This is a genomic window from Streptomyces sp. NPDC015532, assembly GCF_043078065.1.
GTDB lineage: Bacteria > Actinomycetota > Actinomycetes > Streptomycetales > Streptomycetaceae > Streptomyces.
Window position 1 is genome coordinate 865616 of sequence record NZ_JBIBSY010000001.1, and the last position, 17701, is coordinate 883316.

Sequence of the window (17701 nt, forward strand, 5' to 3'; positions counted from 1 at the left end):
CTCAGCACTCCTCGACGGCCGCGCGGACCGCCTCGTAGACCTGCGGGGTGGTCCAGTACGAGCCGTGCGCCCGGGGGAAGGGTTCCCGGGTGTCGACCCCGACGTCCGTGACCCGGCCTTCGAAGTGGTCCTCGGCCGTGAAGGCCAGGAGATCCTCCTGGTCGACCACATTGACCCACCGGGCCCGGAAGTGGTCCGGCAGCGGCGCCCCGAGGCGGTGGGTGGCCAGCGCGTCCAGGCCGTAGAGGTAGGGCACCTGACTGCCGACCGTCACCAGCAGCCGTACGTTGGGCAGGTCGTGGGCCACCAGGCTCTCGAAGCACGCGACTCCGCCGAGGCTGTGCCCGAGCAGGGCCACGGGTCCGGCGATCTCCCTGACCCGCTCCGCCAGGAAGGTCCGCAGGGGCTTGCCGCGGGCCTGGTAGAGCAGGATGTCGCCGAGGGCGGGCGTCGCCCGGGTGAGAAGCCGGCCGCGATGGCGCCGGACGACCGGCCGCGCCATGTGCTGCGCCGTGGACCAGGCCGCGGCGCGGGCTCTGTCGCCCAGGCCCAGCGGCGCGGAGCCCAGGCACTTCTCGAAGAGGCGCCACAGCAGGTCGCGTTCCGCCGCGGAGACGACCACGGTGCCGCCGTCCCGCTCGCGGACCCGGACATGAACGGCTGTCAGGCAACGGGCGACGAGGTCGTGCGATTTCCTGGCCGCGAGAAAAGGGAGGGCCGTCGTGAATTCCGTGTTCCGCAGTACATCGGCCACGGCCTCACGCAGATGGTCCTGACCCTCGCCGGCCGGAACCAATTCCTGGACCGATGGTTCGTCGGGTATTTTCCGTATGCGGGCCACCAGCAGGTCGATAACCCTCGGGGAGACGGAGGACGCGTCACCGGGATCCGCCGGAACCGCCAGCCGGATCTCGAACAGGGGGTCGTCGTAGAGCCGGGCCCACACGGCCCGCTCCGCGTCCGGCCAGGTCAGGCGCGTGGCGTTCGGAGACGTCGACCCGCCCGCGCCGTCTTCCTCCGCGGGTTCGCTCATCGACGTGACGCCCAGGACGTCACCCCAGGAGCACGTCTCCACCGTCGTGTCCGGCAGGGCGTCGCGAAAACCGCCTTCGATACGATCGAGTGCTTCCTTTTCGCGCTTCGATCGAACGCCCGTTCCGTGGACAAACAGAATCGTCGTCACTTTCCCCCCAGCCCCCGTGCCGCGACAAAGAACACCGCGGCGGAGGCCACGGTAGCGTGACGCGGGAGGCTTTTGGCTCGCGGTCGGTAAATCTGCCCGCGAAGCCATGAGGGCGAGCATTCGGCAAACGCGATCGAACAAAGACCGATCAGGAATCGGCGCGCATCGGACATGATGCCGACGCCGACATCAACTCCTACTCGTCGAACAGGGCTTCCTGCATGCCTTCCCGCTTCGCGCGCACCCGCTTGTTGCGGACGCCCACGACGACCGCGGTGACCGTGGCCGTCGTACCCAGCGCGATCGGCACCATCCAGCCGCGGTTCACCGCGTGGCCCATCAGATGGTCGAGGGACAGCCGGCCCGGACCCGTCACCGCGAGGCCCGCCGCCGCCAGGCCGAGCGAGGCCGTGTACTCGTAGCCACCGCTCTGCGCGAAGAACCCGTTCGGTACGTGCACGGCCGCCGCGCCCGCCATCGCTCCGGCCGCCGCCGCGCCGGCCGCGGGGGTGGCGAGGCCCAGCGCCAGCAGAGTGCCGCCACCGGCCTCCGCGAGGCCCGCGGCCGTGGCGCTCGCCTTCCCCGGCGCGTACCCCATGGCCTCCATGGCCTGCCCGGTGCCTTCGATACCACCGCCGCCGAACCAGCCGAACAGCTTCTGCGCTCCGTGCGCGGCCAGGACCCCGCCCGTGCTCAGCCGGAGCAGCAGCAGTCCCAGATCACGCCGGTCGATACAGGTCACGGTGACTCCCAGTCCAGAGGGCGGCAACGGGTTTCTCCCGGGTGACCACCGTCGCACCGATCGAACGGGTCCGGCGGGCGCGCGCCGCCGTTCGGGTGGCGGGCGCGGGGAGCCGGTGTGAGGGTGACTCCCATGACCATTCAGGTAACGCGCCTCAGCGACCCGGCGGTCCGGGCCTTCGTCACCGCGGTGAACGCCCATGACCGGGACGCCTTCGAGGCGCTTCTCGCGCCGGACGCCACCATGTCGGACGACGGCTCCGACCGTGACCTCGGGGACTGGAGCGACCGGGAGATCTTCTCCTCGCGCGGCCACATGGACGTCGACAACGAGTCCGACGAGGGCCGTTCCCTCCTGGTGCGGTACAGCAACGACACCTGGGGCGAGATGAAGACCAGGTGGAGCTTCACCGTCGACGACGGCGGCAGGATCAGCCGCTTCGAGACCGGCCAGGCGTGAACGCCGACGGGCCGTTCACCGGGGTTCGGTGAGCGGCCCGGAGGCGCGGGGAGCGCGAGGCGTGGGGGTGAGCGCGGAGGCCGGGGCCGCCGTCGGGCTCAGTGGCCCCGGGCGGCCCCGTACGGTTCCTGCGCGTACTGCGCCTCCGCGTACCCCTGCGGCGTGAACTGCTGCTGCGGGGCCGGGTGTCCGGCCCTCTCGGAGACGGCCCGGCGGGCACCCTGCTCGGTCAGACTGATCTGCCCCGCCTTGATGGTCGCGAGGCGGGGTGCGCGGCGGGCGATGGACGAGTCGTGGGTGACCATGACGAAGGTCAGCCCGTACTCGTGCCACAGCCCTTCGAGCAGGCCCATGATGTCGTCGCGGGTGCCCTCGTCGAGGTTGCCGGTCGGCTCGTCGGCGAGCAGCACCTTCGGCTTCTTGACCAGCGCCCGGGCGATGGCCACCCGCTGCTGCTGACCGCCGGACAGCTCGGTCGGGACGTGCGTGAGCCGTTCCCCGAGGCCGACCGAGCGGAGCGCCTCGGCGGCCCGGTCGCGCCGCTCGGCGGGCTTGACCCCGAGGGGGACGAGGGCGGTCTCGACGTTCTCCTGCGCGGTCAGCGTCGGGATGAGGTTGAACGACTGGAAGATGATGCCGATCTTCTCGGCCCGCAGCCGGGTCAGCTTGGCCTCGCTGATGGCGGCGAGGTCCACGCCGTCCAGCTCGACGCTGCCGGAGGTCGGCCGGTCGAGCCCGCCGATCATCTGGAGCAGCGTCGACTTGCCGCCGCCCGTGGGGCCCTGGATGACGAGCTGGTCGCCGTCCTCGATGGTGAGGTCGACGCCGCGCAGGGCCTCGACCGTCTCCTTGCCCCGCGTGTAGCGCTTGGTGACGCCGGTGAGCTTGTACATGAGGTTCTCCGAGGATGAAGGGGGTGGGGCGCCGCGGCCCGGGGGAGTGGACACGGCGCCCCGGCTCAAGGGGTGTGGCCCGGGGGGCGGGTTACGAGACGCTGCGGAGCGCGTCCGCCGGGCGCATCCGGGAGGCGCGCCAGCCGCCCATGGCACCGGCGATCAGACCGCCGGTGACGGCCAGGCCCACGGCGAGCGCGATGGTGGTCAGCGAGACCGGCGCGGACAGGGCGATGTCGACCGTGTTCTTGGCCGCGGAGGACGCCGGCCCGCCGGGACCGCCGCCGGGGCCGCCCATTCCGCCACCGCCGGTGGAGCCGAGCTCCGCCGTCAGCTTCGGGCTGATCGCGGTGACCGTGTAGGCGGCGCCGAGCCCGAGGGCGATACCGAGGGCGCCGCCGAGCAGACCGTTCACGATGGACTCGCCGACGACCTGACGGGTGACCTTGCGGGAGGGCCAGCCGAGCGCCTTCAGGGTGCCGAACTCGCGCACCCGGCGGGAGACGGCGGAGGAGGTGAGCAGCGCCGCCACCAGGAACGCGGCGACCAGGACCGCGATGGACAGCCACTTGCCGACGCTCGTGGCGAGGTTCGAGGCGGTGGACAGCGAGCCGGAGACGGTGTCCGCGAGGTCGGCGGAGGTGGTGACGGTCGTCCCGGAGATGTTCTTCTGGATGGTCGTCTTGACCGTGGAGATCTGCTTCGAGTCGGTCGCCTTGACGTAGATCGTGGTGACCTTGTTCTTGGCGTCACCGAGCGTCTGGGCCTGCTTCAGCGGCACGTAGACGTCGGTGGCCGACTCGCTGCTGTCGGGCGTCGCGATGCCGATGACCTTGTACTTGGTACCGGAGATCTTGAAGGTCGAACCGACCTTGTACTTGTTCTCCTTGGCGTAGGACTTGCTGAGCACCGCGACCTTCGCGGAGGTCTGCGCGGCCGTGAACGTGCTGCCCGTGGTGATCTTCGAGGTGGCCAGCGGGCCGAGGTCCTGCCGGGTCACGTCGACGCCCGCGACGGAGTAGGAGTTCACGTCGAAGGAGGCGCCGCCGCCCTGCACCTGCGGTGTGCCGGTGCCGCCGCCGCTCTGGCCGCCGGGTCCGCCCTGCTGGCCGGAGCCCGAGGTGGTGGACTTCGCCTTGCCCTGGGTGAAGGAGCCGTCGACCTTGGTGACGTTCAGGCTCAGCGCGCCCACCGCGCTCGCCACACCCTTCTGCGCGGCGACCTCGGTGACGAGCGAGGACTTCAGGGACTGTCCTCCCTGCGTCATCACCCGGTCCGAGCTCTGTGTCTTGCCGCTGTCCGACTTGGCGTCGAAGTCGAACTTCGGGCGGCCCGACGAACTGCCCGACGGTGCCGCCTGGGCCTTGGTGACCGTCATGTCCGTGCCGAGCCCGTACAGCGACTTCAGGACCTTGTCCTGGGCCTGCTGCATGCCGGCCGACACCGAGTTGACGGTGATGACCAGCGCGATACCGAGCGCCAGACCCATGGCGATCACCAGCGCCGCCTTCTTGCGCCGGCTCAGCTCACGCTTGAGATAGATGCCAAACATCCCGTTCCTCAAAGGTTCTTGGCGCCCCTGTGGGCGCGGCCAAAAACTATGGAGGAACCTTTGAGCCGGGCTGAGTAAGAGATGTGTGAGGGCTGAGAATCCGGACCCAGGAATCAATATTGGGTCAGACAGCCCCTTCTCAGCCTTTCAAGGGCTCCTTGCCAGGAAACCCCTGTTGAGTGGCTCCGCGAGACCCCTTTCGCGTGGCTCCGTGAAACCTCTTTCGCGTGGCTCCGCGGCGCGGAGGGGCGGGCCCGCCGCGGCGCGTTCCGGTGGGCGGGTGGCCGGTTCCGGCGGGTCGGTCCCGTTCCCGCGCGCCCGGTTTTGCGCTCGCTTGGGAATTGGCGTTCCTTCTCTTGGTGACCCCGCTGCCACGCTGCTCGGAGAGACTTTGTACGGTCCCGGGATGCGTGATTCTTCCGGGCTCTCCCGCCGTGCCGCTCTGGGCCTCGCGGCCACCGTCCCCCTCACCGCCGCGAGCGCCACGACCGCGTACGCCACGACGACGATCGGCGGTGCGAGGCTGGCCCGTGCCGGGATACAGGTGAGCGGCGCGTCGGGGCTGCCCAAGCACCTCACCGCCCGCTCCTGGCTGGTCGCCGACCACACCAGCGGCGAGGTGCTCGCCTCGTACAACGCGCACCGGCGTCTCGCGCCCGCCTCCACCCTGAAGATGCTGTTCGCGGACGCCGTGCTGAAGAAGTTCGAGCGCGCCGAGACGTACAAGGTGGTCGACGCCGACCTCGCCGACGTCCCCGCCGGGTCCAGCCTCGTCGGCGTCAAGCCCGGCATCACGTACACCGTCGAGCAGTTGTGGCAGGGCGTGTTCCTGCGTTCCGGCAACGACGCGGTGCACGTGCTCAGCCACATGAACGGCGGCATCGAGGCCACCGTCGCCGAGATGCAGGCGCTCGCGAAGGACCTTCAGGCTCTGGACACCCATGTGGTCAGCCCCGACGGGTTCGACCACAAGGGCCAGTTGTCGTCCGCGTACGACCTGACGCTCTTCGGCCGGCACGGTCTCGCGGACGCCGATTTCCGCGGCTACTGCTCGACCAGGACCGCGGACTTCCCGGCCGGCGGCAAGAAGACCTTCCAGATCCAGAACACCGACCGCCTGCTGACGGGCGCGTGGGGCATGAAGCCGTACGAGGGCCTGATAGGGGTCAAGAACGGCTACACCAGCCATGCCGGCAACACCTTCACCGGCGCGGCGACCCGCGACGGACGGACCCTGCTCGTCACGGTGATGCACCCCAAGAGCGGTGGCAACGGGGTCTACGAGGAGACGGCCCAGCTCCTCGACTGGGGTTTCGGCAAGGGCGCGCGGGCCGAGCCGGTGGGCACGCTGGTCGATCCGCTCAGCGAGGGCGGGGCGAGCGCGAAGCCCACGCGCAAGACGGCGAAGGCCGCGCCGGGCGCTCCGGCTCCGGCCGCCTCCGGGCAGGGGGACGGCGCGCCGTGGGGACTGATCGGCGGGGCCGGGGCGGCGGTGGCACTCCTCGCGGGCGGCGCGTTCGCGCTGCGCAACCGCCGGCGCCGGTCCGCCGGGGAACCGGCCGAGGCGGAAGGCGGCCGTCAGGACGGATGACGGGGGCAGCCGCTCCGCGGTCCGGTGCGTGCCTCGCAGTCCCGCGCGAGGCAGGCCCCCGCCCGGGCCGCGGAGCGGCTGCCACCTCCCCCTCGGAGTGGACCGTGGTCGTACCGAAGCAGTGGGCTCCACCTGTGAAGCTCTGATGGGGGAGATGATGAGCATAAGCGCACCAACGGCTTATATGGTCCGGAGATGCGGCTTCCGTATGTGAGGGTTGAGCCGTTGACCGTTTCTTGGTGAACCACCGGGGCCCGCCGTACGTGAGACCCGGCGGATCCGGCCCCTGCGCCCGCCCTTACGCCCGCCCCTGCGCCTGCGCTCCTACGCCTGCGCCTGCGTCTCGCCCGGGTAGCGGACGCCGACGCGCTCGCGGATCGTGTCGAGCGTCCGCATCACGGCGAGCGTGCCGTCGAGCGGGACGAGGGGGGACTCGGTCTCGCCGGCGCGCAGGGCACGCATCACCTCGGCGGCCTCGTGCTTGAGGCTGTTGCGGGGGCCGGAGGCGGAGTCGGCGCGGAAGGTCTCCGGCTCGCGGCCGTCGCGGTGCAGGACGAAGTGCTCCGGGAAGAAGAAGCCGCCCGGGATGTCGATGCGGCCCGCGGAGCCGGTGACGGAGGCGGCGACGGGAGTGCCACCGTTGATGGAGCAGTGCACCGAAGCCAGAGCACCGCTCTCGAAGGAGAGCAGTGCACCCGTCTGGAGATCGACGCCCTCGTCGGAGAGCACTGCTCTCGCGACGATGTCCGAGGGCTCTCCGAGCAGCAGCTGCGCGAACGACACCGGATAGACGCCGAGATCGAGCAGCGCGCCGCCGCCCTGCGCGGGGTCGCGCAGCCGGTGCGAGGGCGGGAACGGCCCGGCCAGACCGAAGTCGGCCTGCACCGTGCGCACTTCACCGATCACCCCGTCGTCGACCAGTGCCTTCAGCCGCCGGACCAGCGGATTGCAGTACATCCACATGGCCTCCATCAGGAAGCGGTCCCTCCCGCGGGCGAGCGCGACCAGTTCCTCGGCCTCCCGCGCGTTCAGCGTGAACGCCTTCTCGCACAGCACGTGGCGGCCCGCCTCCAGGCACATCCCCGCGGCCACCCGGTGCGCCGAGTGCGGTGTGGCGACGTACACGACGTCGACGTCCTCGTCCGCGGCGAGCGAGGCCCAGTCCCCGTACGCCCGGGGGATGCCGAACCGTTCCGCGAACGCCTTCGCCGGGGCCTCGGACCGCGAGGCGACGGCCACCACCTCGGCGTCCGGCATGTCCACCAGATCCGCCGTGAACGCCGCGGCGATCCCGCCGGTCGCCAGAATCCCCCACCGCACGCGTTCACGCTCGCCCGTCATGCCCGCCCCTTGATCCGTGACTCCGAACTCGCCGCTCGAACTGAGAGCATAGGGGCCGCATCTTTCGGAGAGGGGGGCACATGCCCGAGCGTGGCCGCACCGCGTGGGACCAGGAGGGCCCGCGAGGGCATATACCCGAGGCAGGGACCGCGGGCACCGCGCCGGCGGTCGCCGAGGCGTCACCGCCGGCCGCCGGAGCCGACTCCGGCGCACCGGCGCGACCGCCCGCGGGACCCGGCGGTCCGCGCCGCACCGGACTCCTCGTCACCCTCGTCCTCGGCGGGCTCACCGCCACACCCCCGCTCGCGATGGACATGTACCTCCCCTCGCTGCCGGAGGTCACCGGCTCCCTGCACGCTCCGGCCGCCACCGTGCAGCTCACGCTCACCGCGTGCCTCGCGGGCATGGCGTTCGGGCAGCTCGTCGTCGGACCCATGAGCGACAGGTGGGGCCGCCGGCGCCCGCTGCTCGCCGGCCTCGCCGTCTACGTCCTCGCCACCGCCCTGTGCGCCCTCGCGCCCGGCATCGGCCTCCTCGTCGCCTTCCGGCTCGTCCAGGGGCTCGCCGGCGCGGCCGGGATAGTGATCGCCCGCGCGGTCGTCCGCGACCTCTACGACGGCGTGGCGATGGCCCGCTTCTTCTCCACCCTCATGCTGATCTCCGGCGTCGCCCCGGTCGTCGCGCCGCTCATCGGCGGACAGATCCTGCGCTTCACGGACTGGCGGGGCGTGTTCGTGGTCCTCACCGCCGTCGGCATCGCGCTGACGGCCCTGGTCTGGGCGAAACTGCCAGAGACCCTCGAACCCGCGGACCGGCACGGCGGCGGCGTCGGCGAGGCACTGCGCGCCATGCGCCGGCTGCTCGCCGACCGCGCCTTCACCGGGTACATGCTCACCGGCGGCTTCACCTTCGCGGCCCTCTTCGCCTACATCTCGGCCTCCCCGTTCGTGATCCAGGACCTGTACGGCGCCTCCCCGCAGACCTTCAGCCTGCTCTTCGGCGTGAACTCCGTCGGCCTCGTGATCGCCGGGCAGATCAACGGCAAAGTGCTCGTCGGCCGGGTCGCCCTGGAAAAGGTCCTCGCCACCGGCCTCGCCCTCGTCGTCCTCGCCGCGACCGCGCTGCTGCTCATGTCCTCGGGCGCCTTCGGGCACGTCGGGCTCGCCCCGGTCGCCGCCGCGCTGTTCGTGCTGATGTCCGCCATGGGCCTCGCCCTGCCCAACACCCAGGCGCTCGCCCTCATGCGCGTACGGCACACGGCCGGTTCCGCCTCCGCACTGCTCGGCACCTCCTCCTTCCTCGTCGGCGCGGTCGCCTCACCGCTCGTCGGCGTCGCCGGGGAGCACACCGCCGTCCCGATGGCCGTTGTCCAGCTGGTGGCCGCGCTGGTGGCCGTCGGCTGCTTCGTGGGACTGTGCCGTCCCCGGCGGACGGGACGCACTGCGAACGGAACAGGGGCGGAGAACTGAGCGCACCAAGACTGCGGAACGGCACGCCGGAACGCGCCGGACTCGACGCCGGTGAACTGCGTCGGCTCGTCCACGAGGTCCGTGCCCTCACCCGTGGGGACGACCCCTGGGCGGCGGGCGTCGTGGTGGTCGCGGGACGGGGCCCGGTCATCGCCGTCGAGGAGGCGGCGGGCTGGGCGGTGCGCTACGCGGCCCACGACGAGGACAAGGACACCGGGGTCGAGCTGCCGCCGCACGCGCGGGTGCCGATGACCGTGCACACGCCCTTCGACCTGGCCTCCCTCACCAAGCTGTTCACGGCGGTCGCCGCCGTGCAGCAGCTGGAGCGCGGCACGCTGGGCATCGAGGCGCGCGTCGGCGCGTACCTGCCGGAGTTCCGCGCGGCCCGCGAGCACGGCCTCACCGTACGGCAGCTGCTCACCCACACCTCCGGGCTGCGCCCCGAGCTCCCGCTGTACGACTGCCCGGACGACACGGCCCGGCTGGCGCTGCTGCGGGCCGAGGCCCCCTCGTCGAGGCCGGGCGAGTACCGGTACTCCGACATCAACCTGCTCCTCCTCCAGTTCGTCCTGGAACGCGTCACCGGCCGGGGGCTCGACGTCCTCGTCCGGGACGGCATCACCCGTCCGCTCGGGATGAACGCCACCGGTTTCGGACCCTGTCCCGGCGCGGCGGCCACGGAGGACCAGCGGCGGCCGTGGGCCAAGGCGGACCGGGGCATGCTGCGGGGTGTCGTGCACGACGAGAACGCGTGGGCGCTCGGCGGGGTGGCCGGGCACGCCGGCCTGTTCTCCACGGCGCGCGATCTGGCCGTCTTCTGCCGCACCCTGCTCGCGGGCGGTTCGTACGGCCCCGCCCGCATCCTCGGCCCCGACTTCGTCGAACTCCTCCTCACCCCGCCCGGCCTCGGATTCGCCCTCGACCAGCCCTGGTTCATGGGCACCCTCGCGGGCCGCGGCGCGGCCGGCCACACCGGGTTCACCGGCACCTCCCTGGTCCTGGACCCGGCGACGGACACGTTCCTGGTCCTGCTCGCCAACACGGTGCACCCCCGGCGCCGCCCGGCGGACAACGCGCCCCGGGCGGCGGCCGCGACACGGCTGCGGCGGGCGGTGCGGGGCACCTGAGAGAATCGGGCCGTGAACGCCCCCGTATCCCCCGCCGACACCCTGCGCGGCGCCCTCGCCGGACTGCTCGACGGTCTGCCGCCGAAGGCCGCCGCGCAGGCGGTCGAGCGGCTGATCGCGAACTACCGGGGGACGACCCCGACCCACACGCCCATCCTGCGGGACCGCTCGGACGTGGCCGCGTACGCCGCGTACCGGATGCCCGCGACGTTCGAGGCGGTGTGCGCGGCGCTGGAGGCGTTCGCGGACGCGGTGCCCGGCTGGGTGCCGGAGAGTCATGTGGACGTCGGCGGCGGCACCGGCGCGGCCACCTGGGCGGTGAACGAGACCTGGGACGGCGTCCGTCCGGTGACCGTGCTCGACTGGGCCGAGCCGGCCCTCGCGCTCGGCCAGGAGATCGCCGCCGCCAACCCGGAACTGGAAGACGCCGCATGGCAGCGCTCTCGTATCGGAGCGGCGCTCACCATCGAGAGCACTGATCTCGTCACGGTCTCGTACGTCCTCGGCGAACTCACCGAGGGCGACCGCGCCTCCGTGGTGGACGCGGCCGCGAGCGCCGCCCGGGCCGTCGTGATCATCGAACCCGGCACCCCCGGTGGCTACACCCGGGTCCTCGCCGCGCGCGAGCGCCTGATCGGCGCCGGCTTCCACGTCGCCGCCCCCTGCCCGCACAGCGCGGCCTGCCCCATCGTCCCGGGCCAGGACTGGTGCCACTTCTCCGCGCGGGTCGCCCGTTCCTCCCTGCACCGCCAGGTCAAGGGCGGCTCCCTGGCGTACGAGGACGAGAAGTTCAGCTACGTCGCCGCGACCCGCTTCGAGCCCGCCCCGGCGCCCTCGCGCGTCGTGCGCAAGCCGCAGATCCGCAAGGGGCAGGTCCTGCTCGACCTGTGCGAGCCGGACGAGGCACTGCGCCGGGAGACGGTGACCAAGCGCCACGGACCGCTGTACAAGGCGGCCCGCGACGCCGAGTGGGGCGACGCCTGGCCACCGCCCGGGGACGCCCCCTAGGCGGCCCGCAGTTCCTGGGTGCAGCACTTCACGCTTCCGCCGCCCTTGAGGAGCTCGCCGAGATCGACGCCGACGGGAACGAATCCGCGGTCCCGGAGCGGGTCGAAGAGGCCCGCCGCCTCCTGCGGCAGCAGCACGTGCAGTCCGTCCGAGACCGCGTTGAGGCCCAGCGCGGCGGCGTCCTCCGGTGTGGCGGTCAGCGCGTCCGGGAACAGCCGGCGCAGGACCTCGCGGCTGCCGGGGGAGAAGGCCGGCGGGTAGTACATGATCTCGTCGGTGCCGTCGTCCAGGACGGCGAGGGCCGTGTCCAGGTGGTAGTAGCGCGGGTCGACCAGGTCCAGGCCGATCACCGGGCGGCCGAAGAACTCCTGTGCCTCCCCGTGCGAGAGCGGGCTCGCGCGAAAGCCCCGGCCCGCGAGCAGGTACGACCCCGTGACGACGAAGTCGCCCTCTCCCTCGTTGACGTGCTCCGGTTCACGGATCCGCCCGGACCAGCGGGCGCGGAACCACTCCAGATGCGCCGCGGCCTCGGCCTCGCGCTGCGGGTACGCGAACCGGGCACCCAGCACCCGCCCGTCCACGACCGTCGCGCCGTTCGCCGCGAAGACCATGTCCGGCAGACCCGGGCGGGGGTCGAGTTCCTCGACCGAGTGGCCGAGGGAGCGGTAGCGGTCCCGGAGGTCCTCCCACTGGGCGAGGGCGAGCGGCACGTCGACCGGCTTGGCCGGGTTCATCCACGGATTGATCGCGTACGTGACGTCGAAGTGCACCGGTGGGCACATGAGGTAGCGCCGGGGCGTGGCGCGGCGAAGAGGGTGCAAGGAAGGCTCCTTACGCAACCGCAGGGGCAGTTGTTGCTCATGGTGCGGTGCGCCCCGCCCCGGGAGCGGGAGGCGTGCGGGTGGTGTTCCCCCGATCCGCCCCACCGCGCGCGAACCGCCGCCTCCCGCGTCACCAAGCCCCCGAGTCACCGGGCCCCCGCGCCGCCGTCCCGTCCGAGTGGCGTCGGTCTCGGTGCGACTACGCGGGCGTGTCGGTCGACTACACCCCGCACGGACCGGCCAGCCGCCCGGTGCCCGGGAAATCAGCACTAATCACGTAATAACACCTGATCAGGGTCTGGCGAACGCATCGCCCCACCTACCCCGGTTGTCGGCTCCGGCCACCCGGAGCGCAGGATGGTGGGACCATGGGGCGAGGACGATTCGCACGACGGCGAGGCGAGGGGATAGATGAGCGCAGAGTTCGGTCACCGCTCCGGTACGCGGAGCAGGATCTCGAAGTGGCTGCGCGGACGCCGGCCCAAAGCCCCGGCGGAGACATCCGCCGACGCGCGTGAGGCCCTGCTGCTCGCCGCCGCCGCCGCGGGACTGCCGCTCGCGCAGGCCGCCCACCCCGCCGGCTACCGCTGTTCCTGCGACCGCGTCGGCTGCCCCACCCCCGCGCGCCATCCCGTCTCCTTCGCCTGGCAGACGCAGTCGACCACCGACCGTGCGCAGATCGAGCGCTGGGCCCGGCACCAGCCGAAGGCGAACTTCATCACCGCGACCGGCATGGTGCACGACGTCCTGGACGTGCCGCTGGACGCCGGTCGCGAGGCGCTGGAGCGCCTGCTCGCCTCGGACATCGACGTCGGACCCGTCGCGGAGACCGGCGACGGCCGCATGCTGTTCTTCACCCTCACCCGCGGTACGCCCGAGGACGAGGACGAGTGGTGGCCCTGCGAGCTGGACTGCCACCCCGAGACGATGGACGAACACCCCGGCTTCCGCTGGCACTGCCGCGGCTCGTACGTCCTCGTGCCGCCCGCCCAGCTCCCCGGAGGTCTGAGCGTCGACTGGGTGCGCGGCCCCGAGCATCCGCTGCCGGACCCGCTCACGCTCCTGGAGATCCTGACCGACGAATGCGCCCGCTACGCCGGGGAGAACGGCGCGGACCAGCTCGCCGCCTGGCCGCACGGGGGCTGAGCCCCGAGCGGGCGGCGCCGGGCTACTCGCCCTTGGCGCCCGTCAGCCCCTCGACCCGTCCGAGGACGGACACCTGCCCCGGGCCCGAGCCCTTGGGCGGGTCGATGACGACCTGGTTGGAGACGAACTCCAGGGTCAGGGACTGGTTGATCTCGCCCTTCGTCAGGGCCTGCACCTCCGCGCCGGGGGCCGGGATCTCGGTGCCCGCGGCGGCGGTCTCCTTCTCGAAGCGGTGCGTGGCGAAGAACACCAGCGCCCCGCCGTCCGCCGTGCGCAGCCCCACCGGCGCGTAGTCGCCCGAGGTCAGCGGCTGGTCGATGTACTGCCGGGCGAGCCCGGGCCGGCTGGCGAACTTCTCGCGCTGGGCCCGCCACTGCGAGGTGTGGACGCCGGTGGCGAAGGTGTCGCCGCCGGTCCTGAGGTAGGCCGCGTACGACTGGCCGAGCTTGCGCGGCTCGACCGCGAGCGCCGGGTCGTCGGCGGCGACGGCCTGCGCCCAGCCGCTCTCGTCCTTCGCGAACTCCGGTACGTCACCGGCCCCGAGGACCGTCAGATACGAGGCCTGCCACAGCTCGCGGGCGTCGTCCCGGGTGAAGACGAGCAGCCAGCGGCTGCCCGGTACGCCCTTGTTGGCGGTCGCGTTCGCCACGAACCAGCGGGGCCAGCCCGCCTTCGCGGGGATCGAGAACTCGGCGTCGTCGAACGTCAGCGCCGAGTGCGTGGGATTCCCGCCCGGTCTGCCGATGCGTCCGGCCTTCAGCTTGGCGCCGTCGATGTCCGCGAGCGGGCCGGTCACCCGGTCCGCGTCCTTGGAACGGTCGTACGTCGCGTCCGCCTTGTTGTAGGCGGCGGTGAAGTCCTCCAGCGCGCGGGCGGCTTCGGCGCGGGTCGTGGCCGGCACGACCTCTCGCTCGCCGTGCACCACCACGCAGCCGCTCGCCGCCGCCCACAGCGCGGTCACCGTCGTCGCCGCCAGGGCGAGACGGCCGAAAGGACGGAGACTACGAGGCCTTCGAGGGCTGCGACCCGTGCGATCCCTGCTCATCAGGTGCCTTCACCTTCTTCTTCCCGGAGGCGAACCCTACCGGGGCGAAGAAGATCGTGAGCGTAGGCGCCAAGTACAGCGCCCACACCGTGACCTGAAGGACGGTCGGGTCGGGCTGGAAGTTGAAGACGCCCTTCAGCAGGGTGCCGTACCAGCTCGACGGGTCGATCGTGCCGCTGATGTCGAAGGCCAGGTTCGTCAGTCCCGGGACGAAGTCGGCTTCCTGGAGGTCGTGGACGCCGTAGGCGAGCACGCCCGCGGCGACGACGACCAGCATGCCGCCGGTCCAGGTGAAGAACTTGGCCAGGTTGATCCTCAGCGCGCCGCGGTAGAACAGCCAGCCGAGCAGGACCGCGGTGGCCAGGCCCAGCGCCACACCGATCAGCGGACGGGGTGTGCCGTCGCTTGCCGCGTGCACCGACGCCCACACGAACAGGGCCGTCTCCAGGCCCTCCCGGCCGACCGCCAGGAACGCGGTCGCGACCAGCGCGCCCGTTCCCATGGCGAGCGCCGCGTCCAGCCTGCCGTGCAGTTCGGACTTCAGATGCCGGGCGGTGCGCCGCATCCAGAAGACCATCCACGTCACCAGGCCCACGGCGACGATCGACAGCGAACCGCCGAGCGCCTCCTGGGCCTGGAACGTCATCTCCTGGGAGCCGAACTCCAGGGCGCAGCCGAAACCGAGCGCCACGGTGATCGCGACGCCGATGCCGGCCCAGATCGGCTTCAGGGCGTCCCTGCGCTCCGTCTTCACCAGGTAGGCGATGAGGATGCAGACGACGAGGCTGGCCTCCAGGCCCTCGCGAAGTCCGATCAGGTAGTTGCTGAACACGGCTACGCCTCCTTGGAGAACAGCGCCCGGCCCCACCAGTCGTCCTTGTCCCGGACGCCGGGCGGAACGGCGAAGACCGCCGAACTCACGTGCTGGATGTACTCGTTGAGCGCGTCGGAGCGCGACAGGTTGCGCTGAAGGGGGATGAAGCCCTCCCGCACGTCCCGCTGGTAGGCGAGGAAGAACAGGCCCGCTTCGAGGCGGCCGAGACCGTCCGTGCCGTCCGTGAAGGAGTAGCCGCGGCGCAGGATCGTGACGCCGTCGTTGGAGTCGGGATGCGCGAGCCGGACGTGCGCGTCGGGCTTCATCGCCTTCAGGAACGGCTTGTCGTGCTCCTTGGCCTTGCCGACGGGGGCGCCCTCGCCCTTGTCGCGGCCGAAGATGTCCTCCTGCTCCTGGAGCGGGGTCCGGTCCCAGGTCTCGATGTTCATCCGGATGCGCCGGGCGACGAGGTAGGAACCACCGTTCATCCAGGTGGAGTCCGGGCCGTTGTCCTTCTCGTCGGCCCACACGAACTTCCGCAGCCGCGCGGTCTCGGTGCCCGCGATGTTGCGGGTGCCGTCCTTGAAGCCCATCAGGTTGCGCGGGGTCTGCGCGTCCGGGGTGGTGGACGACGTCTTGCCGAAGCCGAGCTGCGACCAGCGGATGGCGACCTTGCCGAAGCCGATGCGGGCGAGGTTGCGGATGGCGTGCACCGCCACCTGCGGGTCGTCGGCGCAGGCCTGGATGCACAGGTCGCCGTCGCTGCGGGCCTTGTCCAGGTTGTCGCCCGAGAACGCCGGCAGTTCGACGAGCGCCTCCGGCCGCCGGTCCGCCAGGTCGAACTTCCCGAACAGCGACGGACCGAAGCCGATGGTCAGCGTCAGCCGGGACGGCTTGAGCCCCAGCGCCTCACCGGTGTCGTCCGGCGGCGCCTCGGCCAGACCGCCGTAGGCGCCCTCGCCGACCGTGTGTCCGGCGGTCATCCGGGCGGCGGCCCGCGTCCAGTCCTTGAGGAGCTGGACGAACTCGTCGCGGTCGTCCGTCTTCACGTCGAACGCGGCGAAGTGCAGCCGGTCCTGCACCGCGGTCGCGATGCCGGCCTGATGCGGGCCGTGGAAGGGGACGGCGGCACCGGTGTCGGCGCCGGCCGGATCGACGTCGTTGCCGACGCGGGTCATCGCGACACCGCCGCCGGCCGCGGCGGCACCGAGCGCGAGCCCGGCACCGCCCCAGCCGATGAGGGAACGCCGGCTCGGCGCGGAGCCGGCGCGGGCGGGCTCGGCGGCGCCGTTCGTGCTGTCCGGGGTGTCCGTGCTGTTCGTGCTGTTCGGGGTGTCCGTCATGGCGTCGCTCCTACTTCACGACGGCGGCGGCGAGCTTGGACAGGGGCTCGGCGAGCGCGTTGACGGCGTCCGAGAGCTCCTTGCGGTCGGCCTTGCCGACCGTGTCGTACGCGACGAAGCCGTCCGACGTCTTGTCCGTGCGGTACTTGTCGAGCAGCTTGTTCAGCGCGGCGAACTGCTTGTCGAGCTCCGCGGTCAGCGCCGCGTCGTTCTCCGAGGCGACCGGCTTGAGCAGCTCGTACGCCTTCTGCGCGCCGTCGACGTTGCCCTTGAAGTCGCTGAGGTCGGTGTGCGAGTAGCGGTCCTCCTCGCCGGTGACCTTGCCGCTGGCGACCTCGTCGAGCAGCTCCTTGGCGCCGTTGGCCATGGAGGTCGGGGTGATCTCGGCCTTGCCGACGCGCTTCTGCCAGTCGGTCAGGTCGGTGACGAGCTGGTCGGCGAGGGCCTTCTGCTCATCGCCGATCTTCTTGTCCGCCCACAGGGCCTTCTCCAGCGCGTGCCAGCCGGTCCACTTCTGGCCCTTCTCCAGGCCGTCGGCGCGGGTGTCCGTCTTGGGGTCGATGTCGCCGAACGACTCGGCGATCGGCTCGGTGCTCTCCCAGCCCACACGCGAGGGGGCGTACGCCTTCTTGGCGGCCTCCAGGTCGCCGGCCTTGACCGCGTCGGTGAAGGTCTTCACCTTCGGGATCGTCGTGTCGGCCTCGGCCTGCGCCCACTCGCGGTAGGAGGCGACCGCCTTGTCCAGGCGCGGGTCGCGCTTGGCGACCTTGCCGCCGGTCACGGTCAGCTTCTGTCGGACGCCGTGACCCTTCATCCCCGGGCGGCAGGCGATCTCGTACGAACCGGCCTTCACCTCGGCGGTCAGCGTGTACTTGGTGCCGGGGCCGATGTTCTCCTTCTCCGAGACGATCCGGTCGTCGGGGAAGACGATCTCGACCTCGGTGGCCTGGGACCCCTTGTTCTCGATCTTCAGGGTGACGTGGCCGGCCGGCACGGTCTTGACGGAGGTCGTGCAGGTGGAGTCGGCGGCCGTCACCTGGATCGCGTCGCCGTTCTTCGCGTCGCTCTTCTCGGTGCAACCCGTGACGGCGGCCAGAGCTGCCGCGGTGGCGGCAGCGGTGACAACGGACAGTCGAACGGCTCGCATACAGGCTCCAAGAGAAGTCG

16 protein-coding genes are annotated in these 17701 nt (G+C 71.8%); 6 read left to right on the forward strand and 10 right to left on the reverse strand.

The features are described 5' to 3' along the window. Position 1 precedes the first annotated feature (1 nt). On the reverse strand, positions 2-1033 hold the full coding sequence (locus ACF07B_RS03630) for a hypothetical protein (RefSeq protein WP_392177609.1): 1032 nt from the start codon (positions 1031-1033) through the stop codon (positions 2-4). Between the two features lie 346 nt (positions 1034-1379). Further along, positions 1380-1925 carry a DoxX family protein gene (locus ACF07B_RS03635; protein WP_392177610.1) on the reverse strand — a complete coding sequence of 182 codons (546 nt, stop codon included), beginning with the start codon at positions 1923-1925 and terminating at the stop codon, positions 1380-1382. 132 nt (positions 1926-2057) lie between these two features. Between ACF07B_RS03635 and ACF07B_RS03640 the strand changes: the two genes are divergently transcribed. After that, the gene (locus ACF07B_RS03640) at positions 2058-2384 is read left to right on the forward strand and encodes a nuclear transport factor 2 family protein (protein ID WP_369484542.1); all 327 of its coding nucleotides are present in this window, start codon (positions 2058-2060) and stop codon (positions 2382-2384) included. Positions 2385-2482: 98 nt separating this feature from the next. Here ACF07B_RS03640 and ACF07B_RS03645 read toward each other — a convergent pair whose 3' ends face one another. Beyond that, positions 2483-3277, reverse strand: a complete 795-nt coding sequence (locus ACF07B_RS03645; protein WP_392177611.1) for an ABC transporter ATP-binding protein — start codon at positions 3275-3277, stop codon at positions 2483-2485. A gap of 91 nt (positions 3278-3368) precedes the next feature. Then, on the reverse strand, positions 3369-4829 hold the full coding sequence (locus tag ACF07B_RS03650; protein ID WP_392177612.1) for an ABC transporter permease: 1461 nt from the start codon (positions 4827-4829) through the stop codon (positions 3369-3371). A 406-nt stretch (positions 4830-5235) separates the two neighbouring features. Between ACF07B_RS03650 and ACF07B_RS03655 the strand changes: the two genes are divergently transcribed. Beyond that, positions 5236-6420, forward strand: a complete 1185-nt coding sequence (locus ACF07B_RS03655; RefSeq protein ID WP_392177613.1) for a D-alanyl-D-alanine carboxypeptidase family protein — start codon at positions 5236-5238, stop codon at positions 6418-6420. Between the two features lie 324 nt (positions 6421-6744). Here ACF07B_RS03655 and ACF07B_RS03660 read toward each other — a convergent pair whose 3' ends face one another. Beyond that, positions 6745-7761: a Gfo/Idh/MocA family protein gene (locus ACF07B_RS03660; protein WP_392177614.1), complete on the reverse strand. Its 1017-nt coding sequence runs from the start codon at positions 7759-7761 to the stop codon at positions 6745-6747. Positions 7762-7841: 80 nt separating this feature from the next. On the opposite strand from ACF07B_RS03660, the gene ACF07B_RS03665 reads away from it, so the two are divergent. Genes ACF07B_RS03665 through ACF07B_RS03675 form a run of 3 tightly spaced genes read left to right on the forward strand, consistent with a single transcriptional unit; the run spans position 7842 to position 11365 of the window. Beyond that, complete coding sequence (locus ACF07B_RS03665; protein ID WP_392177615.1) at positions 7842-9230, forward strand: multidrug effflux MFS transporter; 1389 nt, start codon at positions 7842-7844, stop codon at positions 9228-9230. Then, positions 9176-10357, forward strand: a complete 1182-nt coding sequence (locus ACF07B_RS03670) for a serine hydrolase domain-containing protein (RefSeq protein ID WP_392177616.1) — start codon at positions 9176-9178, stop codon at positions 10355-10357. Before ACF07B_RS03665 ends, ACF07B_RS03670 begins: the two co-directional genes overlap by 55 nt. A gap of 12 nt (positions 10358-10369) precedes the next feature. Next, positions 10370-11365, forward strand: coding sequence for a small ribosomal subunit Rsm22 family protein (locus ACF07B_RS03675; protein WP_392177617.1), 996 nt, complete (start codon positions 10370-10372; stop codon positions 11363-11365). Here ACF07B_RS03675 and ddaH read toward each other — a convergent pair. Then, positions 11362-12186 (reverse strand): dimethylargininase, encoded by an 825-nt coding sequence (gene ddaH, locus ACF07B_RS03680; RefSeq protein WP_392177618.1) that lies wholly within the window; start codon positions 12184-12186, stop codon positions 11362-11364. The genes ACF07B_RS03675 and ddaH overlap by 4 nt on opposite strands. 411 nt (positions 12187-12597) lie before the next feature. On the opposite strand from ddaH, the gene ACF07B_RS03685 reads away from it, so the two are divergent. Beyond that, positions 12598-13332, forward strand: coding sequence for a bifunctional DNA primase/polymerase (locus tag ACF07B_RS03685; protein ID WP_369485948.1), 735 nt, complete (start codon positions 12598-12600; stop codon positions 13330-13332). A 22-nt stretch (positions 13333-13354) separates the two neighbouring features. On the opposite strand, the gene ACF07B_RS03690 is transcribed toward ACF07B_RS03685, so the two are convergent. The 4 genes from ACF07B_RS03690 to efeO are packed head-to-tail and all read right to left on the reverse strand — an operon-like array spanning position 13355 to position 17681. Next, complete coding sequence (locus ACF07B_RS03690; protein ID WP_384233338.1) at positions 13355-14377, reverse strand: hypothetical protein; 1023 nt, start codon at positions 14375-14377, stop codon at positions 13355-13357. Further along, positions 14334-15209, reverse strand: coding sequence for an iron uptake transporter permease EfeU (efeU, locus tag ACF07B_RS03695; RefSeq protein WP_392177619.1), 876 nt, complete (start codon positions 15207-15209; stop codon positions 14334-14336). The genes ACF07B_RS03690 and efeU overlap by 44 nt, the downstream gene beginning before the upstream one ends. A gap of 2 nt (positions 15210-15211) precedes the next feature. After that, a complete protein-coding gene (efeB, locus tag ACF07B_RS03700; protein WP_392177620.1) occupies positions 15212-16534 on the reverse strand; it encodes an iron uptake transporter deferrochelatase/peroxidase subunit in 1323 nt (440 codons plus the stop codon). 10 nt (positions 16535-16544) lie between these two features. Continuing rightward, the gene (gene efeO / locus ACF07B_RS03705; protein ID WP_392177621.1) at positions 16545-17681 is read right to left on the reverse strand and encodes an iron uptake system protein EfeO; all 1137 of its coding nucleotides are present in this window, start codon (positions 17679-17681) and stop codon (positions 16545-16547) included. Positions 17682-17701 lie beyond the last annotated feature (20 nt).

Bases quoted from the DNA above. Each gene is read 5' to 3' on its own strand.
- ACF07B_RS03630 (WP_392177609.1), bottom strand. From the start codon at position 1,033: ATGAGCGAACCCGCGGAGGAAGACGGCGCGGGCGGGTCGACGTCTCCG.
- ACF07B_RS03640 (WP_369484542.1), top strand. From the start codon at position 2,058: ATGACCATTCAGGTAACGCGCCTCAGCGACCCGGCGGTCCGGGCCTTC.
- ACF07B_RS03645 (WP_392177611.1), bottom strand. From the start codon at position 3,277: ATGTACAAGCTCACCGGCGTCACCAAGCGCTACACGCGGGGCAAGGAG.
- ACF07B_RS03650 (WP_392177612.1), bottom strand. From the start codon at position 4,829: ATGTTTGGCATCTATCTCAAGCGTGAGCTGAGCCGGCGCAAGAAGGCG.
- ACF07B_RS03655 (WP_392177613.1), top strand. From the start codon at position 5,236: ATGCGTGATTCTTCCGGGCTCTCCCGCCGTGCCGCTCTGGGCCTCGCG.
- ACF07B_RS03660 (WP_392177614.1), bottom strand. From the start codon at position 7,761: ATGACGGGCGAGCGTGAACGCGTGCGGTGGGGGATTCTGGCGACCGGC.
- ACF07B_RS03665 (WP_392177615.1), top strand. From the start codon at position 7,842: ATGCCCGAGCGTGGCCGCACCGCGTGGGACCAGGAGGGCCCGCGAGGG.
- ACF07B_RS03685 (WP_369485948.1), top strand. From the start codon at position 12,598: ATGAGCGCAGAGTTCGGTCACCGCTCCGGTACGCGGAGCAGGATCTCG.
- ACF07B_RS03690 (WP_384233338.1), bottom strand. From the start codon at position 14,377: ATGAGCAGGGATCGCACGGGTCGCAGCCCTCGAAGGCCTCGTAGTCTC.
- efeB (WP_392177620.1), bottom strand. From the start codon at position 16,534: ATGACGGACACCCCGAACAGCACGAACAGCACGGACACCCCGGACAGC.
- efeO (WP_392177621.1), bottom strand. From the start codon at position 17,681: ATGCGAGCCGTTCGACTGTCCGTTGTCACCGCTGCCGCCACCGCGGCA.